This window comes from Pseudomonas cuatrocienegasensis, from assembly GCF_900110925.1.
Lineage (GTDB): Bacteria > Pseudomonadota > Gammaproteobacteria > Pseudomonadales > Pseudomonadaceae > Aquipseudomonas > Aquipseudomonas cuatrocienegasensis.
In genome coordinates this window covers 406,558-432,233 of record NZ_FOFP01000001.1, presented here as the reverse complement: position 1 = coordinate 432,233, position 25,676 = coordinate 406,558, and the positions used below count along the sequence as shown (strand labels likewise).

Annotated in this window: 23 protein-coding genes and 1 pseudogene; 11 read left to right on the top strand and 13 right to left on the bottom strand. The window is 62.7% G+C overall.

Features of this window, described 5'->3' with window-relative positions; genetic code table 11:
* The first annotated feature begins 1 nt into the window (after position 1).
* Positions 2-1,522, top strand: a complete 1,521-nt coding sequence (locus BMW49_RS02060) for a tripartite tricarboxylate transporter permease (protein ID WP_069516758.1) — start codon at positions 2-4, stop codon at positions 1,520-1,522.
* 65 nt (positions 1,523-1,587) lie between these two features.
* Here BMW49_RS02060 and BMW49_RS02055 read toward each other — a convergent pair whose 3' ends face one another.
* Entirely contained in the window at positions 1,588-2,715 is a 1,128-nt protein-coding gene (locus BMW49_RS02055; RefSeq protein WP_069516759.1) for a sensor histidine kinase, read from the bottom strand.
* A 167-nt stretch (positions 2,716-2,882) separates the two neighbouring features.
* Here BMW49_RS02055 and BMW49_RS02050 point away from each other — a divergent pair, with 167 nt between their 5' ends.
* Both BMW49_RS02050 and BMW49_RS02040 read left to right on the top strand, forming a co-directional pair.
* Entirely contained in the window at positions 2,883-3,866 is a 984-nt protein-coding gene (locus BMW49_RS02050) for a D-2-hydroxyacid dehydrogenase family protein (RefSeq protein ID WP_069516760.1), read from the top strand.
* 461 nt (positions 3,867-4,327) lie between these two features.
* The gene (locus BMW49_RS02040) at positions 4,328-5,800 is read left to right on the top strand and encodes an NCS1 family nucleobase:cation symporter-1 (RefSeq protein ID WP_069516762.1); all 1,473 of its coding nucleotides are present in this window, start codon (positions 4,328-4,330) and stop codon (positions 5,798-5,800) included.
* 173 nt (positions 5,801-5,973) lie between these two features.
* Here the strand turns inward: BMW49_RS02040 and BMW49_RS02035 are convergent, their stop codons facing one another.
* On the bottom strand, positions 5,974-6,423 hold the full coding sequence (locus tag BMW49_RS02035; protein WP_069516763.1) for a PA2169 family four-helix-bundle protein: 450 nt from the start codon (positions 6,421-6,423) through the stop codon (positions 5,974-5,976).
* 452 nt (positions 6,424-6,875) lie between these two features.
* Between BMW49_RS02035 and BMW49_RS02030 the strand changes: the two genes are divergently transcribed.
* From BMW49_RS02030 to BMW49_RS02020, 3 genes are all read left to right on the top strand, one after another.
* Positions 6,876-7,523 (top strand): TetR/AcrR family transcriptional regulator, encoded by a 648-nt coding sequence (locus BMW49_RS02030; RefSeq protein WP_069516764.1) that lies wholly within the window; start codon positions 6,876-6,878, stop codon positions 7,521-7,523.
* Positions 7,524-7,694: 171 nt separating this feature from the next.
* Positions 7,695-8,567, top strand: coding sequence for an ion transporter (locus BMW49_RS02025; protein ID WP_069516765.1), 873 nt, complete (start codon positions 7,695-7,697; stop codon positions 8,565-8,567).
* 55 nt (positions 8,568-8,622) lie between these two features.
* Positions 8,623-9,039 carry a CopD family protein gene (locus BMW49_RS02020; RefSeq protein ID WP_069516766.1) on the top strand — a complete coding sequence of 139 codons (417 nt, stop codon included), beginning with the start codon at positions 8,623-8,625 and terminating at the stop codon, positions 9,037-9,039.
* A gap of 51 nt (positions 9,040-9,090) precedes the next feature.
* Here BMW49_RS02020 and BMW49_RS02015 read toward each other — a convergent pair whose 3' ends face one another.
* The gene (locus tag BMW49_RS02015) at positions 9,091-9,552 is read right to left on the bottom strand and encodes a DUF2231 domain-containing protein (RefSeq protein WP_069516767.1); all 462 of its coding nucleotides are present in this window, start codon (positions 9,550-9,552) and stop codon (positions 9,091-9,093) included.
* Positions 9,553-9,696: 144 nt separating this feature from the next.
* On the opposite strand from BMW49_RS02015, the gene coxB reads away from it, so the two are divergent.
* From coxB to BMW49_RS01990, 5 genes are all read left to right on the top strand, one after another.
* Positions 9,697-10,587, top strand: coding sequence for a cytochrome c oxidase subunit II (coxB, locus tag BMW49_RS02010; protein ID WP_069516950.1), 891 nt, complete (start codon positions 9,697-9,699; stop codon positions 10,585-10,587).
* A complete protein-coding gene (gene ctaD, locus BMW49_RS02005; RefSeq protein WP_069516768.1) occupies positions 10,584-13,115 on the top strand; it encodes a cytochrome c oxidase subunit I in 2,532 nt (843 codons plus the stop codon). Before coxB ends, ctaD begins: the two co-directional genes overlap by 4 nt.
* The gene (locus BMW49_RS02000; RefSeq protein ID WP_069516769.1) at positions 13,115-13,468 is read left to right on the top strand and encodes a hypothetical protein; all 354 of its coding nucleotides are present in this window, start codon (positions 13,115-13,117) and stop codon (positions 13,466-13,468) included. Before ctaD ends, BMW49_RS02000 begins: the two co-directional genes overlap by 1 nt.
* Entirely contained in the window at positions 13,459-14,292 is an 834-nt protein-coding gene (locus BMW49_RS01995; RefSeq protein ID WP_069516770.1) for a cytochrome c oxidase assembly protein, read from the top strand. The genes BMW49_RS02000 and BMW49_RS01995 overlap by 10 nt, the downstream gene beginning before the upstream one ends.
* A gap of 106 nt (positions 14,293-14,398) precedes the next feature.
* Positions 14,399-15,850, top strand: coding sequence for an SLC13 family permease (locus tag BMW49_RS01990; RefSeq protein WP_069516771.1), 1,452 nt, complete (start codon positions 14,399-14,401; stop codon positions 15,848-15,850).
* Between the two features lie 153 nt (positions 15,851-16,003).
* On the opposite strand, the gene argR is transcribed toward BMW49_RS01990, so the two are convergent.
* The 10 genes and pseudogenes from argR to BMW49_RS01935 form a co-directional block, all read right to left on the bottom strand.
* On the bottom strand, positions 16,004-16,984 hold the full coding sequence (argR, locus tag BMW49_RS01985; protein WP_069516772.1) for a transcriptional regulator ArgR: 981 nt from the start codon (positions 16,982-16,984) through the stop codon (positions 16,004-16,006).
* 114 nt (positions 16,985-17,098) lie between these two features.
* Positions 17,099-17,863: an ABC transporter ATP-binding protein gene (locus BMW49_RS01980; RefSeq protein WP_069516773.1), complete on the bottom strand. Its 765-nt coding sequence runs from the start codon at positions 17,861-17,863 to the stop codon at positions 17,099-17,101.
* Positions 17,864-17,929: 66 nt separating this feature from the next.
* Positions 17,930-18,628 (bottom strand): ABC transporter permease, encoded by a 699-nt coding sequence (locus tag BMW49_RS01975; RefSeq protein ID WP_069516774.1) that lies wholly within the window; start codon positions 18,626-18,628, stop codon positions 17,930-17,932.
* A gap of 13 nt (positions 18,629-18,641) precedes the next feature.
* Entirely contained in the window at positions 18,642-19,331 is a 690-nt protein-coding gene (locus tag BMW49_RS01970) for an ABC transporter permease (RefSeq protein WP_069516775.1), read from the bottom strand.
* Positions 19,332-19,428: 97 nt separating this feature from the next.
* On the bottom strand, positions 19,429-20,208 hold the full coding sequence (locus tag BMW49_RS01965; RefSeq protein WP_069516776.1) for an ABC transporter substrate-binding protein: 780 nt from the start codon (positions 20,206-20,208) through the stop codon (positions 19,429-19,431).
* Between the two features lie 565 nt (positions 20,209-20,773).
* Entirely contained in the window at positions 20,774-22,729 is a 1,956-nt protein-coding gene (gene acs, locus BMW49_RS01960) for an acetate--CoA ligase (RefSeq protein WP_069516777.1), read from the bottom strand.
* Positions 22,730-23,204: 475 nt separating this feature from the next.
* A pseudogene (locus BMW49_RS01950) lies at positions 23,205-23,798 on the bottom strand (LysE family translocator).
* A gap of 32 nt (positions 23,799-23,830) precedes the next feature.
* Entirely contained in the window at positions 23,831-24,469 is a 639-nt protein-coding gene (locus BMW49_RS01945) for an alanyl-tRNA editing protein (RefSeq protein WP_069516778.1), read from the bottom strand.
* A gap of 5 nt (positions 24,470-24,474) precedes the next feature.
* The gene (locus tag BMW49_RS01940) at positions 24,475-25,236 is read right to left on the bottom strand and encodes a thioesterase II family protein (RefSeq protein ID WP_083251666.1); all 762 of its coding nucleotides are present in this window, start codon (positions 25,234-25,236) and stop codon (positions 24,475-24,477) included.
* Positions 25,237-25,245: 9 nt separating this feature from the next.
* Positions 25,246-25,668: a VOC family protein gene (locus BMW49_RS01935; protein ID WP_069516779.1), complete on the bottom strand. Its 423-nt coding sequence runs from the start codon at positions 25,666-25,668 to the stop codon at positions 25,246-25,248.
* Positions 25,669-25,676 lie beyond the last annotated feature (8 nt).

Sequence of the window (25,676 nt, the reverse complement as noted above, 5' to 3'; positions counted from 1 at the left end):
CATGGATACCCTTCACTACCTGGGCATCGGCTTTGGCGTCGCCCTGACCCCCTACAATTTGCTGACCGCTTTCTGCGGCACATTGATCGGCACGGTGGTCGGCCTGTTACCGGGCCTGGGGCCGGTCAACGGTGTGGCCCTGCTGATCCCCATCGCCTTTGCCCTTGGCCTGCCACCGGAAACGGCCCTGATCCTGCTGGCAGCGGTGTACCTGGGATGTGAATACGGCGGCCGTATCTCCTCCATCCTGCTGAACATTCCTGGCGAAGCCTCGGCGGTCATGACCACCCTGGACGGCTATCCGTTGGCCCGCCAGGGCAAGGCTGGCGTCGCCCTGTCGCTGTCCGCCTGGAGCTCGTTCATCGGCGGCACCATCGCCACTGTTGGCGTCGTGCTATTTGCCCCGCTGCTCGCACAATGGGCGGTTGCCTTTGGCCCGGCCGAGTATTTTGTGCTGATGGTGTTCGCCATTACCTGCCTGGCGGGGATGGCTGACAACAAACCGATGAAGACCGCCATCGCGGCCATGATCGGCCTGTTTCTCTCCTGCGTCGGCATTGATGCCAACAGTGGCGTGTACCGGTTCACGTTCGGCAGCCTGGGCCTGGCCGATGGCATCCAGTTCGTGGTGCTGGTGCTGGGCTTGTTCAGCGTCAGTGAAATTCTGGTATTGCTCGAGCGCACCCACCATGGCCAGAAAGCCGTGAAAGCCTCCGGGCGCATGCTGTTCAACGTGAAGGAAGGCGCTTTTGTCCTGGCGACCAACCTGCGCAGCGGCGTGGTTGGTTTCGTGCTCGGTGTGCTGCCCGGCGCCGGGGCAACCCTGGCCAGTGCGGTGGCCTATATGTCGGAAAAGCGCATGGCGCGTCATGACAACCGCTTCGGTGATGGCGACCTGCGTGGCCTGGCGGCACCGGAAACGGCCAACAGCGCGGCAGCCTGCGGCTCGATGGTACCGATGCTGACCCTCGGCGTACCCGGTTCAGGCACCACCGCCGTGATGCTCGGCGCACTCACGCTCTACAACATCACGCCGGGGCCGATGCTGTTCCAGAACCAGCCCGACATCGTCTGGGGGCTGATCGCCTCGCTGTTCATTGCCAACATCATGCTGATCATCATGAACGTACCGATGGTACGGGTGTTTACTCGCATCCTCTCGGTGCCGACCTGGGCGCTGGTGCCGGCCATTGCGATCATCACCTCGATTGGCGTCTATGCGGTGCACTCCACCACGTTCGACCTGTTCCTGATGATCGGTATCGGCATTTGCGGCTACATCCTGCGCAAGCTCGATTACTCGCTGTCGGCCGTGCTGCTGGGCTTTATCCTCGGCGGCATGATGGAAGAGAACCTGCGCCGCGCCCTGTCGCTGTCTAACGGTGAGCTGGGCATCCTGTGGGGAAGCCCGATCGCGCTGGCCGTATGGGGTCTGGTGGCCGTGATGATCGCCCTGCCTATCTGGAGAGCCTGGCGCACCCGTCAGAGCCGCAACACTGCAGTCGCCGATAGCCGCGCCTAAAACCCGCGCTGCTGGAGACTGAAACGAACCTGCGCGCACGTCGCTAAGCGGCGATGCGCGCAGGGTCAAGGCGCCTGCAACGGGATAACCACCCCAAAGGTGGTGCCGATCTCGGCCTGGGATGACACCTCAACCCGGCCACCGTGGGACTCGACAATTTGCGAGACGATAAACAGCCCTAAACCCAAGCTGGAATAAGGGCCGTTGTCCGTGACCATCTCCGGCGAGTAACGCCCCATCGGGTTGAAGATAAAGGGCAATACGTCTTCGGGAATGGGGTTACCGGCGTTGTGAACGCTAAATCGCAGGATGCCATCCTGGCTGTCCAGGGTGACGGTCACCGGAGCGCTGCCATTGCCGTGTTGGATGGCGTTGCCAATCAGATTGGAGAACACCTGCTCCAGGCGGGCACCGTCAAAGTCGCCTATGGCGCTTCCGCTACAGGTCAGACGAATATCGGCCTCGGGGTTTACCGTGCGTGACTCCTCGACGATGCGCTCACACACCGGCTGGATGTCCATCTGCTCTTTTTTCAGCGGGAGGCCGTGGCCGATCTGCGAGCGGGTGAAGTCCAGCAGGTCGCCGACGATCTGGCTGGCACGCTTGACGCTGGAATAGATACGAGAAGCAATTTTGGTCGGCCGCGCGCCAAGATCATTAGTGCGCAGCAAAACATCGGCACCGAGCAGGATAGCGCCCAATGGGGTGCGCAAATCGTGCCCGAGAATACCCAGGAAGATATTGCGCGAGACCTGTACAGCCTGGGTGTAACTGGAAATGGATTCGGCAAGGGCCTGGTCAATGGCCTCGTTGAAACGGATCATGTCCTCCACTTGCGAGGGCTTACCGGCCTTTTCCTGACGCATCCACTGCTTGATCACGCTTGAGCGTAATGCACGAAATTCTGCGACCAGTTGGTCGATGGTAAACCCCGACATCAGCCGGGTAATGGCATGGGTTTTAGCGGGGGTATGGATATCCGATGGAGCTTCGCCGTGGGCTTTTTCAAGCTGCTCCTCGGCGGACTGCTCGGTACTCAGATCATCGGCAATGGCCCGCAGCATCTGCTCGGCATGATCGCGCAGTGCGACAGAATCAAGCGGCTCACCTGGGGTCGCCAACGTACGCGCAAAATCTTCCCACTCCTGCACGATAGGTTCGATGTTTTCTAGGATAAAACCCGATAACCGCATAACCACTCGAACCTGAAAGATGAACCGTGCAAGGCGCTGGCTCGTGGGCCGAGTTAAACACTAATACCCGCTGAGTGTAAGGCGCTATCAACGTACACCAGCCCTGAGGCGTGGCTCGACAAGACGGGCCTTACACGCATAACCCACGAATCCGGAGACAGGTCACCATGCACATCGTGATACCCGACGACTACCAGCAGGTCATCCGCAGCCTCGCGTGTTTCAACCTGTTGCAGGGCCACCAGGTCAGCCTGTACCACGACATCCAGCACGACCCGGATGTATTGGCCGAGCGCTTTGCCGAGGCCGATGCCTTGGTGCTGACCCGTGAGCGCACGCGCCTGGATGCCGCGCTGCTGGCACGCTTGCCGCGGCTCAAGGTGATCAGCCAGACCGGCAAGGCTGGCCCGCACCTGGACCTGGCCGCCTGCGCGCGTCAGGGCATCGCCGTGCTGGAGGGCCGCGGCTCACCCATTGCCGCCGCGGAGCTGACCTGGGCGCTGATGCTGATGGCGCGCCGGCAACTGCGCCCGGCCATGGACGCGCTCTATGCCGGGCAGTGGCAGGTCAACCTGGGCCAACGCCTGTGCGGCCAGACCCTGGGCATCTGGGGTTACGGCAAGATAGGCCAGCGTCTGGCGCACTACGCCCAGGCCTTCGAGATGCCGGTGCTGGTCTGGGGCAGCGAAACCTCGCGCAGAGCAGCCGAGGCCGACGGCCACCGTGCGGCGGTTTCGCGTGAAGCGTTTTTCAGCGAGGCCGATATCATCAGCCTGCACCTGCGCCTGGCCGAGGGTACACGCCACGCCATTAGCCTGGGCGACTTGCAGCAGATGAAGCCCGACGCGCTTCTGGTCAATACCAGCCGCGCCGAGCTGCTCGCCCCCGGCGCGCTGCTGCAAGCGCTGGAGACTGGCCGCCCAGGCTTCGCCGCGCTGGATGTGTTCGAACAGGAGCCGCTGCTCGATCCAGCTAACCCGCTGCTGCAGCATCCGCGCATTCTCTGCACGCCTCACCTGGGTTATGTCGAACAGCAGGGCTACGAACTGTACTTTGGCGATGCCTTCAGCAATCTGCTGGCATTCGACCAGGGTAAACCCTGCGGTCTGCTCGCCCCACTTCCGCTTGATCCCTCACCAACCGTTGGTTAGCCCCGCTTTTTTGCGTGTTGCAACCTCAAATCGGCTTCTGTAGGAGCGAAGTGGCGCCTAATTGTGCTGCGAATTTCGCGAATAAATTCGCTCCTACAGATAGGCAACAGCCTATTGGGACATAGCCTTTTTCAAGACAGAGCTTGAGCTGGCGATGCGGCCGCGAACGACACAGCCCAAGGCTGCGTAGCCCGTGCATCGCCACGCTCTATTACGGGTCACTGCGCACCATCGACGTGCGGCACCACTTGACTTTCAAGTCAGATTTTGGCGCCTATCACAGCATATTTTGTAGACAATCGCTGCAAATCAGGTATTCAGCGCTATAAAAGTTGTGTACAAAACAGTGCACAAAGTGCGTAGCAGCCTGCACATACTGGAATGCTAAAAGCGGAACAGTCTGTGCATACAACCTCCTCATACCGGCCGCCAGGCCTGACAACAAGATCAAGGAGAGCACCATGCCCAGCGATGATTTTCATATTCACAAGCTCGACCCATCCCTGCACAACGCTGACCTCGCGCCCTTGCCACCGGGCAAGCGCAAGTGGGGTTGGTTTGAAATTTTCAATGTCTGGTCCAACGATATTCAGAGTCTGTTCGGCTACACCCTGGCCGCGACCCTGTTCATTTCCTACGGTCTGAGCGGTTGGGCGGTGCTGGCGGCGATCGTGCTGGCGGGCTTTATCGTCATGGGCCTGGTGCAGCTGACCGGTAAACCCAGCGTCAAGTACGGCATCCCCTTCCCCGTAATGGCGCGCGCCAGCATGGGTGTGCGCGGGGCCAACTTCCCGGCCGTGGTGCGCGGCATCGTGGCGATCTTCTGGTATGGCGTGCAGACCTACTTCGCCTCCACGGCGCTGGCGCTGCTGATCAACTCGCTACTGGGTACCACGGCGACGGATGCCAGCTTCCTCGGCATGACCGCAGTCGGCTGGCTGTCTTACGTGATTGTCTGCGTGTTTCAGGTGGCGCTGTTCATTCGCGGCATCGACTGGATCACCCGTTTCCTCAACTGGGCCGGGCCGCTGGTGTACCTGGTGATGATCGCGCTGATGCTGATCATCTGGTACCAGGCCGGCCCCAGCCTGCTGGGCGAGTTGGGCACCCTGTTCCGCGGCACCGGCGAATACGCCGCCGGCCCGGTCGCCGCCTTTGCCGCCGTGGTTGGCACCATGGTTGCCTACTTTGCCGCCGTGGTGATCAACTATGGCGACTTCGCACGCTTTGTCCGAGATGAGAAGCAGATGACCGTGGGCAACTTCCTTGGCCTGCCGATCAGCCTGGCAATCTTTTCCCTGATTGCCCTGGTGATCACCGCCGGTACCGTGGTGGTGTTCGGTGAGACCCTGACCAACCCGACCGACATCGTCGCCCGGGTCGATAACCTGACCCTGACCATCGTGGCCGCGCTGACCTTCTTCGCCGCGACCGTGGGCATCAACCTGGTCGCCAACTTCATCCCGCCCGCCTACGACATCGCCAACCTGGCGCCGGCGCGCATCAGTGCACGCACCGGTGGGTTTATCACCGCGGCGATTGCCTTCTTCATTGGCGCACTCTGGGTCGCGTTTATCAGCCAGGTTGGCATTGCCGCCTTCGTCGACACCCTAGGCGCGGTGCTGGCGCCGTTGTACGGCATCATCGTCGCCGACTACTACCTGGTGCGCCGTCAGCAGTTGAACGTGCAAGACCTGTTCAGCGCCGAACCGGGTTCGACCTACTACTTCGATGGCGGCTGGAACCGCAAGGCGATGATCGCCTTCGCCGTGGCCTCGGTGTTCTCCGTGGCATCGGTATGGGTGCCGGTGCTGAGCGACCTGTCGGGCTATGCCTGGCTGTTCGGCGCCCTGCTCGGCGCAGTGCTGCACTACCTGCTGATGCGTAAAGAGGTCGTGACCATTGCCCCTGTAGCGCTGGAAACGCAGGGTTAGCTTCAACCGCTTGTAGGAGGGGCTTTAGCCGCGAAGCTTTCAGGGGCTCTGGCTTCGGCGCGGCTAAAGCCCCTCCCACACGGCCCGGAATGCAGCTAACAAAAAAGGGGGAAGGTGCCTGGCACCTTCCCCCTCTTCGTCAATCCGTGCCGACGCCCGCAGGCGCCGGTTGATCAGCTGGCGCGTGCGATGTTACGCAGCGACTTGATCTGATCATGGTTGCGCTGCACACCTTGCAGTTGCTTTTCCACCACAACACGGGCGGTCGGCGGCAGTTCCTTGCTCATGGCTTCTTTGTAGGCCTTGAGCGCTACGTCTTCACCACGCTCACACTCGTTGAGAATGGCTTCGTCGTCTTTGCCAGTGACCATGCTCTTGAGATCAACCCAGCGGCGATGCAGGGCACCGGCTACGCTTGAGCTGGTTTCAGGGTCGCCACCCAGGCCGCGGACCAGGTCCTGCAGCTCACGAGCAGCAGCGGCGCATTCTTGCGCACGCTGGCTGAACAGGGTTTTGAGTTGCGGGTTTTTCACGTCTTCGGCGCACTCATGGAAACCTTTTTCGCCGTCCTTGCTGGTTTCGATCAGGTCGTTAAGTACCGAAATCGCATGCTTGTTATCCATCTCGTCGTTCCTCTCTGCAGTTAACAGGTTGGCGCCGGAACAGGGTTACCGGCCACTCGTGAAAATGGACTGGCAGGGTTTTCCGATGGTTCAGGGTTTTTCCTGCAGCAGACCAGCCAAGCGATTGCCCAAGAGGCTCTGCAGCCCGCATCAGCACTGAGCAGCGACCAGTCGTCGGGCAGCGCTGCGCGCCCCCTCAGAGGTACGCGAAAAGCGCACTCGTTACCTGTTCAGTAGGTGACTCGGGTGTCGGAAATCTCGCGAACGAATCCGCGCTTACAGGCATGCAGCCCCTCATCCGGGCAGCGCTTAGGCACAGGCAAATCGGCCGTTGACCAAAAAGTCAGGTAAGCGCTGCAGGCCGCGACTGGCGCGCTTGAGAGCCGCAAAAGGCCGGTGCTACCATGCGCCCCCGCCAGCCGTCTGCGGCAGCCATCCATGTATCGAGGCTTATGACCAGTATTCGCGAGCGCAACAGGGAATTGATCCTGCGCGCAGCCAGTGAAGAGTTCGCTGACAAGGGCTTCGCTGCCAGCAAAACCAGCGACATCGCGGCCAAGGCCGGCGTACCTAAGCCCAATGTCTATTACTACTTCAAGTCCAAGGAAAACCTCTATCGCGAGGTGCTGGAAAGCATCATTGAACCGCTGCTGGCGGCCTCGGCGCCGTTCAACCAGCCTGGCCAACCCGGCGAGGTGCTGCGTGCCTATATCCGTTCGAAGATTCGCATCTCCCGCGAGCACTCCTATGCCTCCAAGGTGTTCGCCAGCGAGATCATGCACGGTGCGCCGCACCTGAGCCCCGAGCAGGCCGACCAACTCAATGCCCAGGCGCGGCACAACATCGCTTGCATTCAGGGCTGGATCGACCAGGGCCTGATGGCAGCGGTTGACCCGCATCACCTGATGTTCAGCATCTGGGCCGCGACCCAGACCTATGCCGACTTCGACTGGCAGATCGCAACCGTCACCGGCAAGACTGCACTGAGCGACGATGACTACGAAGCCGCGACCCAGACCATCATCCGTCTGGTGATCCATGGCTGCGATATCGACACGCGCCAACCGCAGGTGCCCGGCGCAACCCTGATCGACGGCTGACACCCGATAGCGTCGCCACGACCTGTAGGAGCGAATTTATTCGCGATGCCGTCGCGAATTTCGCGAATCAAGGCTGGGCGCCCCCTTCGCCCCTACGCTACAGGCCAGGCCGGTTGCAGCGATACCGCAACAGCGCCTAGGCTGGCCCTCCACACGCTTACGGACATGACCATGCACGAGGCATCGACCTGGCGCCAACGCCTGTACGTCATCATCTTCCACACCGACACCCCGGCCGGACAGCGCTTCGATAACCTGTTGCTGCTGACGATCCTGGCCAGCCTGGTGGTGGTGATGCTCGACAGCGTCGAGTCGGTCTTCGCCCGTTACGGTGAGTTGCTGACCGCCGTGGAGTGGGCCTTCACCCTGCTGTTCGCAGTCGAATACCTGGTGCGCCTGTACTGCTCGCCGCGCCCGCTCAAGTACGCGTTCAGCTTTTACGGGCTGATCGATTTGCTGGCAGTGTTGCCGGCGTTTCTCGCCCTGCTGTTTCCCGAGGCGCAGTACCTGCTGATCGTGCGAGTGATCCGCATGCTGCGCATCTTCCGCGTGCTCAAGCTCACGCCTTACCTAAGCCAGGCCAACTTCCTGCTGGTGGCGCTGCGCAGCAGTAAGCAGAAGATCGTGGTGTTTTTGCTCAGTATCAGCACCCTGATCGTGGTCTACGGCACGCTGATGTACGTGATCGAAGGGCCGCAGAACGACTTTACCAGCATCCCCAAAAGTATCTATTGGGCCGTGGTGACCCTGACCACCGTGGGCTTTGGCGATATCGTCCCGGTCACGGTGCTGGGCCAGGCGGTGGCGACCCTGGTAATGATCACCGGTTATTCGATCATCGCGGTACCGACCGGCATCTTCACCGCCGAGTTGGCCAGTGCCATGCGCGGCGACCTGCTTAGCCATGCCTGTCCGCGCTGCGCCAAGGACAGCCACGAACCGGCTGCCGCATTCTGCAGCCGCTGCGGCAGCGCGCTGTTCCCGCCCGGCGAGCACGAGGCGGATGCACCCGCGAACAGCCACGAGGCGGCTGCGAAAAAATAACGAACCCTGCCAAGGCGTAGGCAGTCACACCCTGCATACCGGACAGGGAGCGCCCATGCCTTTTCTCAAGTTGCTGCATTTCGCGGCCCTGCTGTGCTGGTGCGGCGCGCTGCTCTATTTGCCGGCGCTGATCGCCGCCGGCACGCGCCGCGGCGAGGCATTGTTCTACCGCGACCATGCCCACCTCACGCGCATGGTCTTCACCCATATCGCCACCCCTGCAGCCCTGCTGGCCATCGGTTCGGGCACAGCGTTGCTGCTGCGCGATTCGATCTACGCACCCTGGCTGATTCTCAAGCTGACCAGCGTGGCCGGCATGGTGCTCTGCCATGCCCTGTGCGGCGTACTGGTGCTGCGCATCGAAAGCCACCCCAGCCGCTCCGTAAGCTGGGTGTGCGCGCTGATTGGCGGGCTGATCGCGCTGCTGATCAGCCTCACCCTGTGGCTGGTACTGGCCAAGCCGTTTGCCTAAGGATTGTTGCCCCTTATGACCCACTCCCCACGTCCTGACCCAGGCCTGCTCTCAGACGTCGACATCGACGCCCACTGCCTGCTCGTAGACCAGGCGACCACCGAGGTAGGCGGCAATGGCGATCAGCCCGGCGGTGAACAGCGACAGGTAGAACGCCCACAGCACCATGCCGTCCTCCGGCCCCTGGTAGCGCAGCACCCAGTTCAGCGAGGCCAGCGAGAGCATCATCACGGCGATGATCGCGTGGCACCAGGCGGTGATCTTCTGGCGAATGCGTTTGACCGTGAGCAAGTCCACCAGCCCGGCCAGGCTGGCCGCCCAGCCGCCGAATGCGCCGACGCCAGCCAGCCACAAACTGGCGCGACTCCAGAACGGGTCATCAGTCCAGAGAAAGGCGAAATCGCTGGCCACCAGAGCCAGCAGAGCGGCCACGGGGAAGTGGATCATCATCGGGTGCAACGGGTGTCCGGCAATCGCGGCGCGACTGACGATGGGCTCGTGAGGGGTGGCCATCCGGGGCTCCTGGGCAGGCTGAAAAACGGCAGAGGTGCCGGCGCAATCCGCCGGGGCACAGTGCAATTGACCGCGCTGGCGCTGGCAGTTCCGTTTATCGCTGCGTGCAGTGGGCCGCAGTCGACCCTCGACCCCGCCGGGCCGATGGCCCGCGAAGTCGCCATCATCTGGTGGGTGATGTGCGGGTTTTCGGCACTGGTGCTGGTGGTCATCAGCGCCCTGTGGATTCACGCCATGCGCCGCCCGCACCGCACCTACAGCCCGGCTCAGGCGAAACGTTGGCATGGCTTCTGGATCATCGGCGGTGGGATTGTGCTGCCCACGGCGAGCGTCGTTTTGCTGCTGATTTTCGGCATTCCCGCAGGCCAGCACATGCTGGTGCTGCCGGTCGAAGGGCAGCAGCCGCTGCGCATCGAAATCACCGGGCACCAGTGGTGGTGGGAGGTGCGCTACCCGGACAGCGGTGTGGTCACCGCCAACCAGTTGCACCTGCCTGCTGGCCAACCTGTGGATCTGACAGTGACCAGCGCCGATGTCATCCACTCGTTCTGGGTGCCGCGCCTGGGCGGCAAGATCGACATGGTCCCCGGCCACCACAACCAGATTCGCCTGCAGGCCGACGAGCCCGGCAAGCACCGCGGCCAGTGTGCGGAGTTCTGCGGCACCCAGCACAGCCGCATGGTGCTGTATGTCGAAGCCCATGCACCGAACGATTTCGCCCGCTGGATCGAAGCGCGTCAGGAGCGGCAGATCGCACCACCACCGGAGCCGGCGGGCTCGCTGTTTGTCGAGCGCTGCGGCATCTGCCACAGCGTCGCCGGCATCAGCCAGGGCCAGCGCGCCCCCGACCTCTCCGACCTCGGTTCGCGGCCCACTCTGGGCAGCGGTGTGCTGGTCAATGACAGTGGCGCCATTCTGCGCTGGCTGCAGGAACACCAACGCCTGAAACCCGGTACGGGGATGCCGTCGACTGACGATGTCGCCCCTGCCGAACTGGAAACCATCGCCCGCTGGCTGGAGGGCCTTGCCCCATGAGCGCACCCGACACCACGCGCCAACCGGCGACCGACCCCGAGCAACTGCGCGATGACTTCAACGCGGTCTGGGGCAACCCGCGCGGCTGGCGGGCGCTGACCATCGTCAACCACACCACCATCGGTCTGCGTTTTATGGTCACCGGCGCGGTGTTCTTTCTGATCGGCGGCCTGCTGGCCATGCTGATCCGCACCCAGCTCGCCCTGCCCGAGCAGGACATCATCGCCCCGGACCTGTACAACCAGCTCTTCACCATGCACGGCACGGTGATGATGTTCCTGTTCGCCGTGCCGATGATGGAAGGCCTGGCGGTCTACCTGATCCCCAAGATGATCGGCGCCCGCGACCTGGTATTCCCCAGGCTCTCGGCACTGGGTTACTACTGCTACCTGTTCGGCGGGATCATCCTCTGTTCGAGCATGCTCTGGGACATCGCGCCCAAGGCCGGCTGGTTCATGTACACGCCGCTGTCCAGCGCCGCCCACACGCCGGGGATGAACTCGGACTTCTGGCTGCTGGGCATCACCTTCGTGGAAATCTCCGCGGTGAGTGCCGGGGTCGAGCTGGTGGTGTCGATCCTGCGCACCCGCGCGCCGGGCATGGCGCTGAACAAAATGCCGATCTACGCCTGGTACATCCTGGTGATGGCGATGATGATCGTGGTCGGCTTTCCGCCATTGATCCTCGGTTCGATCCTCCTGGAGCTGGAGCGCGCCGCCGGCCTGCCGTTCTTCGATGTGGCCCGCGGCGGTGACCCGGTGCTCTGGCAGCACCTGTTCTGGCTGTTCGGCCATCCCGAGGTGTACATCATCTTCCTGCCGGCCGCGGGCATCGTCTCGACCCTGCTGCCGGTGTTCTGCCAGCGCCCGCTGGTGGGCTACCGCTGGGTGGTGCTGGGCATTCTCACCACCGGTTTTATCAGCTTCGGCCTGTGGGTCCACCACATGTTCACCGTGGGCATCCCGCACCTGGCCCAGGCGTTCTTCTCCGCCGCCAGCATGCTGGTGGCGATCCCCACCGGGGTGCAGGTGTTCGCCTGGCTGGCCACGCTCTGGCTCGGGCGGCCGGTGTACCACGTGCCGATGCTCTGGCTGGTGGGCTTTCTGATCATCTTCGTGTGTGGCGGCCTGACCGGGGTGATGCTGGCCCTGGTGCCGTTCGACTGGCAGGTGCACGACACCCATTTCGTGGTCGCGCACATGCACTACGTGCTGGTCGGCGGCATGTTCTTCCCGCTGCTCGCAGGGCTGTACCACTGGTTGCCGCACTTCTCCGGGCGCATGCCCTCGGAGCGCCTGGGCAAGTGGGGCTTTTGGCTGGTGTTTATCGGTTTCAACCTGACCTTTCTGATCATGCACTGGACTGGCCTGATGGGCATGCCGCGGCGCATTTACACCTACGAAACCGGCCTGGGCTGGGACATGCCCAATCTGGTGTCTTCGGTCGGCAGCTTTATCATGGCGGCGGGTATCGCCACCGTGCTGCTGGATATCGTGCTGCACTTTCGCTTTGGCCAACCAGCCCCGGAAAACCCCTGGAATGCCGATACCCTGGAGTGGGCGACCTGCCTGCCACCGAGCGCTTACAACTTTGTCAGCCTGCCAGCGGTCAAGGGTCGCCACCCGCTATGGGACGACCCCGATCTGCCACGCAGCATCGCCGCAGGTGAACACAGCCTGGCGGTGATCGACCATGGCCGCCGGGAAACCTGGGGCACGGACCCGCTGACTGGCAAACCGCGGGAGATCATCCACCTGCCCGGCAACAGTTGGTGGCCGCTGATCGCCTCGCTGTTTATCGGCGTGGTGTGCATCAGCTTGCTGGTCAAGGTCTACCCGCTCGCCGCCGTCGCCAGCATCGCCGCGATCATCGTGCTGCTGCGCTGGAGCTGGGAGAACGGTGCGCACCCACTGGCAGCGCCCGATGCCAAGGTCCAGCCAGGTGATCCGCCGCTGCATTCGCGCACCCAGGACGGCCCTGGGCTGTGGGGCATGGCAGTAACCCTGCTGGCCAATGGCGCGCTCTACCTCGCCCTGCTGTTCGGCTGGTTCTACCTGTGGACGGTCTCGCCGAACTGGCAGGTGCCCGAAACCCAGGTATTCAGCCCCTGGCTGCTGCTCGCCAGTGCCCTGCTGCTGAGCCTGGCCTACGCCTGGCAGCGCCGCGCCTTGCTGCGCTTGCGCCGTGGCGATGACCAGGGCTTGGCCGGACACCTGTGGCTAACCGCTGCCCTGGGCTTGGGCCATGTCGCGCTATTGCTTGCCTGCCTGCTCGGCAGCGAACTGGCACCACGCAGCAGCGCCCACGATGCCGTGGTTACGGTGATGCTGGTCTACAGCCTGCTGCATGGCGCCCTCGCCTGCGTGCTCAGCGCCTTGCAAGCACTGCGCGTGGGCTACGGCTATGTGAGTGCCCGCTCGCCCTACGAGCCGCTGGTGGTCGAACAGTGGTGGGGCTACAGCCTCTGCGTGCTGTGGGTCAGCTTTGTCGCGCTGGTGCTGTTCCCACCCACCTTCGGAGGTGGCTGATGCGCCACTTGCGCTCGCCCTATAACCCGATCCATATCCCCCTGGGCTTTATCATCTGGAGCCTGTGGTTCGTGGCCCTGTATGGCGGCTTGTCGGTGGCCTGCGAAGTGGCCGCGCCGCCTGCCGAAGCAGCCCAGTGGACCTGGCTGAATGCTCTGCTGCTAGCGGGGACGTTGGCGATCGTGGTGCTGCTGGCCGCCCTCACCCACGGGTTCTGGCGTGCCAGCCAGCGCGCCCGGCAGCGCCCCAAGGAGCGCTTCGTCGCCTGGACCGCGGCGGGCGTCAACGCCATCGCCGCGCTTGCCTGTGTGTTTATCGCCCTGCCCATTCTGAGCATGCCGCCATGCCTGTGATCGTTGCCCTGTTCGCGCTGTTCTGCGCGCCCAGCGCATCCGCCCATGGGCTGTTCGACGGCCACCTCGACGAGCGCCTGCCGGTGCTGTTCAGCGCCGTCCTGCTAGGCGCCGCCTGGCTGGCCTATATCGTCGGCGCACGGCGTGTACGGCCCCATGGCTGGGAGGCGGTCTGGATGCACCTGGCCATGCTGCTGGCCGTGCTCGCGGTATTCGGCCCCATCGATGACTGGGCCGAGACCAGTACCAGCCTGCACATGGTCCAGCACATGCTGTTCATGATCGTCATCGCCCCGCTCTGGGCCCTGGCTCGGCCGCTGCCACAGTGGCGCGCCGCCTGCGGGCGCTGGCTGCAGCCGGTGTGGAATGGCGTGCTGCGCAGCGGCCGCTATCCGGTGGCGCTGGCCATGCTGCATGGCGCGATGATCTGGGTCTGGCACACGCCGAGCCTGTACATGCTGGCCCTGGAAAACACCTGGTGGCATGTGGTCGAACATGCCTGCTTCCTGTTCAGCGCCTGGCTGTTCTGGTGGTCGTGCCTGCGCGCCAACCCGCAACAGGTGCCGCACGCCTTGATGGCCATGCTCCTGACCCTGATGCACACCGGTCTGCTCGGCGCCCTGCTGACCTTCGGCCAGGCGCCCTTCTACGGCGAGTCCCGTGACCTGGCCGACCAGCAGTTGGCCGGCCTGCTGATGTGGGTACCCGGCGGTCTGGTCTACCTGGCGGGCGCCGGCTGGATCACCTGGCGCTGGCTGACGCGCATGTGGCGCCGCCAGCATGCCGGCGAGGCTCGCGACCCAAGCGTGGATAACATCGTGTAACAGCGCGTCGGCCACCTTATTGATCGCGCCAGGCACCATACGCCCCCGCAAAAAAATAGCGGCTATGGCCTGTCATCAATGGCCCGCATAACAAGGAAACCAGACTATGACCGATACCGTCCAGCAGTCCCCAGGTGCAGCTCGCGCCGCCTGGATCGGCCTGATCCTCGGCCCGTTGCTTTTGGCGTTCTGCCTGCTCACCGAGCCACCGGGCGAACTGTCCCGCGCGGCCTGGTCGACCCTCGGTCTAACCCTGCTGATGGCCGTGTGGTGGTCCACCGAGGCCATCCCGATTCCGGCCACGGCGCTGCTGCCGATCCTGCTGATTCCACTGCTGGATATCGACAGCCTGCAGCGGGCTACCGCGCCCTATGCCAACCCGACCATTTTTCTGTTCCTCGGCGGCTTCGTCATCGGCCTGGCCATGGAGCGCTGGAACCTGCACCGGCGCATCGCCCTGGGCACATTGCTGGCGGTGGGCAGCCAACCCAGCCGGCAGATCGCCGGCTTCATGATCGCCACCGCGTTTATCAGCATGTGGGTCAGCAACACCGCCACCAGCATCATGATGCTGCCCATCGGCATCTCGGTGATCGGCCTGATCGCCAGCAACGGTGATGACAAGGAGCGGGCGCGCTTCGCCGTGGCCTTGCTGCTCGGCATTGCCTACGCCGCCAGTGTGGGCGGCGTCGCCACGCTGATCGGTACACCACCCAACGCCTTGCTGGCCGCGTTCCTGCGCGATAACTACGACGTGCATATCGGTTTCGGCCAGTGGATGCTGCTGGGCATTCCGGTGGCCCTGAGCATGCTGCTGTTTATCTGGTGGTGGCTGACCCACGGCGGTTTCCGCCTGGCCACTGAGGATACCCAGAGCATGCTGCAGCGCGAGATGGACGCGTTGGGGCCGCTGTCGCCGGGCGAGAAACGCGTCGCAGTGGTCTTCGTACTGGCCGCCCTGGCGTGGATCTTTCAGCCGCTGCTCTCCGACCATGTAGCGGGTGTCAACGACACCAGCATCGCCATCGCCGCTGCCCTGGCACTGTTCCTGATTCCAGTAGACATGGGCAAACGCCTGTTCGTGATGGACTGGGAGCACGCCAATCGCCTGCCTTGGGGCGTGCTGTTGCTGTTCGGCGGCGGCCTGTCGCTGGCCTCGGCCATTGGCGGCTCCGGCCTGGCCGAGTGGATCGCCCAAAGCCTGCAAGGCGTCGGCGCCCTGCCGATGATCCTGATGATCGGCTTGGTGGTGCTGGTGATCATCCTGCTCACCGAAGTCACCTCCAATACCGCCACCGCTGCGGCCTTTTTGCCGTTGCTCGGCGCCCTCGCCGTGTCCCAGGGTCTGCCGGCCGAAAGCCTGGCCATCCCGGCCGCGATTGCCGCCAGTTGTGCCTTTATGCTGCCCGTGGCCACGCCGCCCAACGCCATCGTCTTTGGCAGCGGTCAGGTGGGTATCCAGCAGATGATCCGCGCTGGCTTTGCCATCAACCTGGTCGGCGTGGTGATTGTCACCCTGCTCTGCTACCTGCTGGTGGGGATGATCTGGAGCCATTGAGGGCGAACGGTGACCGGCGTTATATCGCCCCCGGGTTACGGCGCCGTGGGGTCGGTTGCCGGCATGCCATTTGGGCAGGCGCCTAACCCAGGCTACTGCTGTAGGCGCCCCCTTCGCTCCTACACACGCCACCAATAGGGATATAAAAGCGCCCTAACCGCGTTCGGCGGGCGCCGAGGTCAGCTCGAAGGGGCTGTTGCTGCGGCGCTGGTTGCGGTCTTCGCGGGGGGTGGCGCCGAAGAAGTTGCGGTAGGCGCTGGAAAAATGCGGCCCCGAGGAGAAGCCGCAGGACAGGCCGATCTGGATGATCGATTTGCTGGTCTGCATCAGCAGTTGCCGCGCCTTGTTCAGCCGCAGCTCCAGGTAATACTGGCTGGGCACGCGGTTGAGGTATTGCTTGAAAATTCGTTCCAGCTGACGCCGCGAAACGCACACATGCTGGGCGATCTCGTCAGTAGTCAGCGGCTCCTCGATATTGGCCTCCATCAGCAGCACCGCCTGGGTCAGCTTGGGATGGCTGGAGCCCAGGCGATTCTGCAGCGGAATACGCTGGCGCTCGCCGCCTTCGCGAATGCGCTCGACCACCAGTTCCTCACTCACCGCACCGGCCAGTTCGGCGCCGTGATCACGGGCCAGCAAGGCCAGCAGCAAGTCGAGCACCGCCATGCCGCCACAGGCGGTCAGGCGATCGCGGTCCCAGTCGAAAAGGTGGCTGGTGGCGATAACCCGTGGAAAGCGTTCGCTGAAATCATCCTGCCAGCGCCAGTGCACCGAGGCGCGGTAACCATCGAGCAGGCCGAGCTGCGCCAGCGGGTAGACCCCAGCGGCGATACCGCCAATCACACAACCGCTGCGTACCAGTTGCTTGAGTGCACTGGCGAGCGGCACCGCCAGGTTGCCCGGCGGCTCGTCGGCCAACAGAAACAGCCGGTGAAAGCCTTCGAGCTTGCCCGCCCAGGGCTCACCCGGCAGCCGCCAGTCACCCGCAGCTTGCGGCTCGGCCTGGAGGAAGGTCAGCTCGTACAGCACTTCGGGGTGAACGCGCTGGGCAACGCGCAGCGCCTCTTCGGCCAAGGCCAGGGTCAGGGGCTTGGTCGAGGGCCAAAGCAGGAAGCCGATTCGGTGGGCATTCATGGCGGGCAGTTTAGGCTCTGGCGGGCATTTCGATAAGCCCTATTATGGTGCAGGCTGGCCTGCGACACGCCCACGGACCTTGGCGCTGTGCCGAGGCCGCGCGGCTACGACACACTACTTGAGGCTGCCTGCGAGAAACTGCTGCAGACGCTCGGACTGCGGGTTGGCCAGCACCTCGCGCGGGTTACCACGCTCTTCGACCACGCCCTTGTGCAGGAACACCAACTGGTTGGACACCTCGCGGGCAAAGCCCATTTCGTGGGTGACCACCAGCATGGTGCGGCCTTCTTGCGCCAGGTCCTGCATGACCCGCAGCACTTCGCCCACCAGTTCGGGGTCGAGCGCCGACGTCGGCTCGTCGAACAGCATCACCTCCGGCTCCATGGCCAGGGCACGGGCAATCGCCACGCGCTGCTGCTCGCCACCCGACATATGCGCGGGGTAGGCATCCTTGCGGTGCGCCACGCCGACCTTGCCCAGGTAATGCTCGGCCTTGTCACGGGCCTCGGCCTTGCTCATGCCAAGCACGTGCACCGGCGCTTCCATGACGTTCTCTAGGGCGCTCATGTGCGACCACAGGTTGAAGTGCTGGAACACCATGGCCAGGCGCGAGCGCATGCGCTGCAACTGCTTGGGCTCGGCGGCCTTGAGCGCGCCGTCTTTGGTCGGCACCAGCTTGAGCGCTTCGCCATTGAGCAGAATCTGCCCGCTGTGCGGCTGCTCGAGCAGGTTGATGCAGCGCAGAAAGGTGCTTTTGCCCGAGCCGCTGGAACCGATCAGGCTGATCACGTCACCGGCCTTGGCGGCCAGGGAGACGCCCTTGAGCACCTCGTTGGCGCCGTAACGCTTGTGCAGGTCCTGCACTTCAAGTTTGTACATCGCTTCCACTCTCCAGGGGCCACTCATGCTGCATGTGGCCCCGACAAATAAGCTGGCGGGCGCGGCTCAACCGCGCCGAGGCGCCAGGTAAGCCAGCCAGCGGCGCTCGGCATATTTGAACAGCCGCACCAGGATGAACGTCAGCATCAGGTAAAACGCCCCGGCCGTGAGGAAAGCCTCGAACGGCAGGTAGTACTGGGCATTGACGGTACGCGCCGCACCGGTGATGTCGATCAGGGTAACAATCGACGCCAGGCTGGTGGTGTGCAGCATCATGATCACTTCATTGCTGTACTGCGGCAGGGCTCGACGCAACGCCGAGGGCAGCAGGATGCGCCGGTACAGCGTGGCGCGCGACATGCCCATGGCCCTGGCCGCTTCGATCTCGCCAGGGGGCGTGGCCTTGAGGCTGCCGGCGAGAATCTCGGCGCTGTAGGCACTGGTGTTGATGGCGAACGCCAGGCAGGCGCAGAAGGTCGCGTTGGACAGGTACGGCCACAGCACGCTCTCGCGCACCGCCTCGAACTGCGCCAGGCCGTAGTAGATAAGGAACAACTGCACCAGCATCGGCGTGCCGCGGATCACATAGGTGTACAGCCAGGCGGGCGCGTTGACCCAGGGCGAGCGCGACACCCGCATCAGTGCCAGCGGCACGGCCAGGGCCAGGCCAAACGCCAGGGCGATCAGCAGAATCTTCAGGGTGACCAGCACGCCGCCGAAGTACAGCGGCAGGCTGTCGAGTATCACGTTGTAATCGAACATCATCGGCTCATTCCCCTCACAGCTCGGCCGCCTTGCTGCCGACCGAATAGCGCTTCTCGAGGAAGCGCAACGCCAGCAGCGAGACGCTGGTCAGCACCAGGTACAGCGCTGCCACGGCCAGGTAAAAGGTGAAGGGTTCGCGGGTCGCATCGGCGGCGCTCTTGGCCTTGAACATCATGTCCTGCAGCCCCACCAGGGAAATCAGCGCGGTGGCCTTGGTCAGCACCAGCCAATTGTTGGTGAAACCGGGGATAGCAAAGCGGATCATCTGTGGCACCAGAATGCGGAAGAACACCCGCGGCCCGCTCATGCCGTAAGCCATGCCCGCCTCGGCCTGGCCCTTGGGAATGGCCATAAAGGCGCCACGGAAGGTCTCCGACAGGTAGGCACCAAAGATAAAGCCCATGGTGAATACGCCGGCGACGAAGGGATTGATGTCGATGTACTCGTCATGCCCGAGCAGCGGCGCCACGCGGTTCACCAGATCCTGACCGCCATAGAAGATCAGCAGGATCAGCACCAGGTCGGGAATACCACGGATCACCGTGGCATAGGTTTCACCCAGCAGTGCCAGCCATTTGATCGGCGACAGGCGAAAGGCTGCACCCAACAGACCCAGGACGATGGCCACCGCCATCGAGGTCAGCGCCAGGGTCAGGGTCAGCCAGGCACCGTCGAGAATGGTCGAGCCGTAGCCGTGGAGCATGCTCCGGTTACCTCATGCAGGCGTGCGCGACGCCTTGAACAAAACGAAAGATGGCGCACGCCCGCTGCCGGGTGTGCGCCACGTTCAACTGCAGTGATTATTCGCCGTACACGTCGAAATCGAAGTACTTGTCCTGCACGTCCTTGTATGTGCCGTTCGCGCGAATTGCCAGGATGGCGGCGCTGAACTTGTCGGCCAGGGCTTTATCGCCCTTGCGCACGGCAATGCCCTGGCCTTCGCCAAAGTACTTCACGTCGGTGAAGTCGGGGCCGGCGAAGGCAAAGGCTTTACCAGCGTCGGTCTTGAGGAAGCCGTCATCGATGTTCACCGAGTCGGCCAGGGTCGCGTCCAGGCGCCCGGCTTGCAGGTCGAGGAACACCTCGTTCTGCGAACCATAGCGCACCACCTCGGCACCCGCCGGGGCGAAGACATCAGTGGCGTAACGGTCATACACCGACGAGCGCTGCACGCCGATGCGCTTGCCCTTGAGGTCGCTAATCGGGTCGTTGAGAACGGTACCGGCCTTCATCGCCAGCTTGGCCGGAGTGGCGTAGTACTTGCCGGTGAAGTCCACCGCCTTCTTGCGGTCTTCGGTGATCGACATCGACGACAGCACGGCGTCGAACTTGCGCACTTTGAGGGCCGGGATCAGGCCGTCGAACTCTTGCTCGATCCACTGGCACTTGACCTGCATTTCTGCGCACAGCGCATTGCCGATGTCGTAGTCGAAGCCGGTGATGGCGCCATCCGGCGTCTTGAAGGCGAACGGTGGGTAGGCAGCCTCGATGCCGATGCGCAGCGGCTTGGCATCATCGGCCATGGCCAGCGGGGCGAACGCGGACAGCGCCAGGGCGCCGAGAAGCAGGATCTTCTTCATCGTATGACTCCTTGAAATAGGGATGGCTGGCGCGCCATGGTGGGAATACGCGGCCAGCATACATAAAAGGTAGAGAACGTCGGCATCCATGCAGGGTTGCGAACGCAAACGGGGGGCACTGCTGAGTGTGCGGCATTCTAGCGACAGGCTGGATGTCGATATTTCTTTAATGCGACAAGTAGTTACAGAACATCGGGAGCCCCTAGCGGGAGCTATTGACAAGCAGAGAGCAAAGTGCGTCTGCATAAAAGCGGATTAACCCGTAACTTAAGCAAGTTTCGCACCCACCGGCACCAGGCCCGCAAACCAAGGCACCCAGAGGCAGGCGCAGCAATTACCGGCGTCATGACGCACTCATTCGTTCCCCTACGCCCCAGACGCATGCACAGGCGTTACCGCAAGTTTGGCTACGCAGGGTGCGTTCTGCAGGGTGCGCTGGTGCGCACGGCGCATCCTACGGCTCCACCGTTAAGCCCAGCACCTGAACGCAACACAAACTCAGACATCGCCAAACACAACGCCCCGCCCGGTGTTAACCGGACGGGGCGCTCTTCCAGCGGGTTGTTTAAGCAGCCTGCATGCTGCGGTGGGTGTCGATCAGGTGTTGCACCACGCCCGGATCAGCCAGGGTGGAGATATCACCGAGGGAATCGTACTCAGCAGTGGCGATCTTGCGCAGGATGCGCCGCATGATCTTGCCCGAGCGGGTTTTCGGCAGACCTGGGGCCCACTGAATCACGTCCGGCGAGGCAATCGGGCCGATTTCCTTGCGTACCCAGTTCTTCAACTCCTGACGCAGTTGCTCGGACGGCTCTTCACCACCGTTGAGGGTGACATAGACATAAATGCCCTGCCCCTTGATGTCGTGAGGCACGCCCACAACTGCAGCTTCGGCGACTTTCGGGTGCGCGACCATGGCGCTCTCGATTTCGGCGGTGCCCATGCGGTGGCCGGAAACGTTGAGCACGTCGTCGACCCGGCCGGTAATCCAGTAGTAGCCATCCTCGTCACGGCGCGCGCCGTCACCGGTGAAGTACATGCCGCGGAAGGTCTTGAAGTAGGTGTCGACGAAGCGGTCATGGTCGCCGAACAGGGTACGCGCCTGACCCGGCCAGGAGTCGATGATCACCAGGTTGCCTTCGGCGGCGCCGTCGATCAGGTTGCCCAGGTTATCCACCAGGGCTGGCTGCACGCCGAAGAACGGCCGCGTCGCCGAACCGGGCTTGAGCGCCGTGGCGCCCGGCAGCGGGCTGATCAGGATGCCGCCGGTTTCGGTCTGCCACCAGGTGTCGACGATCGGGCAACGCTCCTGGCCAACGGTTTTGTAATACCAGTTCCAGGCTTCCGGGTTGATCGGCTCACCCACCGAGCCGAGCAGGCGCAGACTGGAGCCATCGGCACCCTCTACGGCAGCCGTGCCCTGGGCCATCATGGCGCGGATCGCGGTCGGTGCGGTGTAAAGGATATTGACCTTGTGCTTGTCGACGATCTTCGACACCCGGGTGATATCCGGGTAGTTCGGCACACCCTCGAACAGCAGCGTGGTCGCGCCATTGGCCAGCGGGCCATAGACGATATAGCTGTGGCCAGTAACCCAGCCCACGTCGGCGGTGCACCAGTAGACATCACCCGGCTTGTAGTCGAACACTCGCTCATGGGTCAGCGCGGCATACAGCAGGTAGCCGCCAGTGGTGTGCTGCACGCCCTTCGGTTTGCCGGTGGAGCCGGAGGTGTAGAGGATAAACAGCGCTTCTTCAGCGCCCATTTCTTTCGGTGCGCAGTGGCTCGAGGCCACGGCCATCAGGTCTTCGTACCAGATATCGCGGTGCTGGTTCCACTTGATCGGGCTACCGGTGCGCTTGCACACGATGACCTTCTGGATGCTCGCGGTTTCCGGGTTGGTCAGGGCGTCGTCGACGTTGGCCTTGAGCGGGGTTTTCTTGCCGCCGCGCAAGCCTTCATCGGCGGTGATCACCACCTTGGATTTGCAGTCGATGATGCGACCGGCCAGGGCTTCGGGCGAGAAGCCACCGAACACCACCGAGTGGATCGCGCCGATGCGGGTACAGGCCAGCATGGCCACCACGGCTTCCGGGATCATCGGCATGTAGATGGTCACCACGTCGCCACGGTGCACATCCTGGCCACGCAGGGCATTGGCCAGCTTGCACACTTGCTCGTGCAGTTCGCGGTAGGTGATGTTCTTGTGTTCGGAGGGGTCGTCGCCTTCCCAGATGATCGCCACCTGATCACCGCGCTCTTCCAGGTGACGGTCCAGGCAGTTGTAGGAGACGTTGAGGGTGCCATCGGCGAACCACTTGATGTCCACGTGGTGGTCATCGAAAGAGGTCTGCTTAACCTTGGTAAAAGGCTTGATCCAGTCCAGACGTTGGGCCTGCTCGCGCCAGAAACCATCCGGGTTGATCACCGATTGCTGGTACATGGCCTTGTAGGTGGCCTCATCGGTCAAGGTGGTGGCTGCCACCTCGGGGCGCACGGGGAACAGGGACTCAGCACTCATGTAATTACCTCGACGGCTAGTTGTTTTTTATGCCGTCTTTTGTAGCCCTCCCCCCGCCGTTGAGCCATTCGACCATGGTCTTACCAGACTACAACCATGGTCTTGAGGACCTTTTAAAACTCCCCACGCTATCTCTCTTAGCATCATTCATTGATGCCCTGCTGTTACTTGTAGCTGGAACTCCATCTGTTCGTCGGACAGGTTGAATAACTGCTGCAATACCAAGCAGGCGCGTCATGAGTTCGTCAGGTAGGGAGACCTACTGCCTTTGGAACGACTCGAGCGAGGTACCCAGCGGTCGATTTCCGCGGCCATGAGGCTGAAGTCGACATGTTTGTTCAGCACCGACAACTGGGCCCAGGCTGTCAAGTTTCACTTCGCGTCCCTGGTCGGCAATAGGCTAAACATGGGCGGAAAGTCCTGTGGTTTGAGTAGGCTCAGATTTTAACGGTGCGGATAGTTTTTTGGAGGTTCCCTAAAGGGTCGCGCTGACTTTGATCAAGGAGTCCGTCAATCGGGAAAGGATCGCCACCGCGAAGCAGCATATGATCGCAGAGGCTGTGCGGTTGATATTCAGTGGTGTCAGCCAGGCATGCCCACTGTGTTTGATCCGCGCCCCGAACAGCACCCAGGAGCACCCTACCGGGATCACTACCACGCAAAACTGCACGCTGAAATTCAGGTACAGCGTGAGATCCGTAAACGTCTGCACCGGTACGATGAACGAGACCACCAGCAACCCCTTGGGATTGATCAGGGTCAGCAAAAAAAAAGCAGCCGCAAGACCCGCGCCTCGGGCGGCGGGGTGGCGCCAGAGCCGGTATGAAGTCTTGATCAGATTAGCAACCGACGCCAGTTGCACCAGTTTCATGCACCAGGGCGCACTGTCACCGATATGGCTGAGCAGGTAGCCCCAGAACGAAATCTGCAGCAGGTAGACCAGTCACTCCAACAAGCTCAAGGGCCAGGCCCGCCGGAAACCGCTGAGCACCCCGGAGCGCAGGAGCAGCGTATTCGTCGGCCCCGGCATTAATAGCAGCAACCCAAGTGCAGACATGACGTTGAGCATGATGGTTGTCTCCTGAAACCGCCGCGGGGCGGTCAATCCACCAGGTAGATTTCGACGCGTTCTTTGTGCGCGCCAATATTGTTGCGCTTGAGGCGAATACGCCCGACCTCGCCTGTGGTGCGCAGGTGTGTGCCGCCACACGGAACCTCTGAAAACCCCTCGATGTACCAGCAACGGCGCAAGCACTCGGCATCGATAAAGCGACTTTCAATCGGCAGGTCGGCAGTCACCAGTTGCTCGACGTCCTGCAGAATTTCGGGGAAGTACTGGCTGATATTGCCCTCTAGAGCGAAGTCGATCCTCGCCTTGCTCTGGCTGATGTGCGCGCCGATTTTTTCTAGGGCGGGGAATTTCTTGTAGAACAACTCCAGGACAATTTCGGCCGCGAAATGCAGGCGCATCAGCGCATACCGGCGAGGCCAGTCGATCTCCACGCTGACCAAGTCACCTACGGCAAAGTCCGGCTCCTCGGCCAAGCGGTAGATTATGCGCTCATCAGCAACCGTGGCCTGGCTGACTTCGATCCGGTTGATGCGGCCCTGATCCGATTCCTGGCCGCCCGATTCGGCGAAGAAAATCGTCGGACTGATCACCACATCGCGCCCCTCAATGCTCAGCACGCGAGCGTCCAGAGACGAGAGATAAGGGCTGTTCCAGAATGCACGTTCCATACGGCTTAGCTGCCTTGTTCATCGAGGGTGGTTAAAAGGGGCGAGTACAAACGCTGAAAATCGCTGCTGAAAAAGAAATGCCCGCCGGGCACACATTGGCTATGGAAGCGGGCGCTGGTATAGCGTTGCCATTCGTCTAGGCGTTGTGGTTCGAGCAACGGGTCGTCCCGGCCATTAAGAATGTATAGGGGCACTGGCAACGGGCGGATAAAGCGATAGGTGAGCTGCCCGTTGAGTACCAGGTCGGCCTTGAGCTTGCCCAGGACGTGGCGGGCGAAACTACACGAAGCGTCCGGCGGCAGCGGCAATGGGCTCTCTGAGCAAACGTGCTGCCACAGTTGGTGGTCGTCCATCGCACCCAGCAGCGGCGAGTAGCCGACATGGGGGGGCATGCGCCCGGACAGGATCAACTTCGTCGGCAACGTCTGGTCGCGTTCGGCCAGTGCGTGTGCTACCTCCAGGGCCAGCCCGGCGCCGAAACTGTGGCCGTAAAACGCATACGGTACGTTCACGCCTTGCAATTCATCGATGATGGCCTCGATAAGGGGCTCGACCCGCGTGGCCGGCGCTTCCAGGCCACGGTCCTCGCGCCCGGGCAGTTTTACGGCCCATGTCGCAACACCGACATCAGCCAGCCGGCTCAAGTCATTGAACGCAGAGGTGCCGCCCCCTCCGTAGGGGAAACACAGCAGCAGGCGACCGGCGTTCGCGAGGGCGCCGGCCAGCGGTGCAAGCCAGCGCGGTGGCGCCACAAGAGTGTCAACCATGGCGGCTCCTTAACCGGTGATCTCGAACAGGCCCACCGCCGGGTGGAACATGTGGGAGGTGGTCAGCGCGCGATGCTCCGCGGTGGCCGGGTACGGAATGGTCATGGGCGTGGTCACCGTGACGCCGCCGATATTCGCCAGGGACGCTTGGGTGACCTGCATATCGCCGACCCTGAAGGCCACGTGATAAACACATGCCTCCACATTCAACAGCAACCGGCTGACCACGCTGTCGGGGCGACAGGGCTCGACCACTTCAACGATTTCCCCCGCCGGCGAGCGTAGTTTGGTGATCAGCACGCCAAAGTTGTCGATCGGTTGTTTGTGGAACAGCACCTCGAACCCCAGGGCCGTGAAGAACGCCGCGGTTTTCTCCGCGGACCGGGTGGCATACGCAATATGGTCGATTGCCAGGTAAGAGAGCTGTTCCATGGTCAACC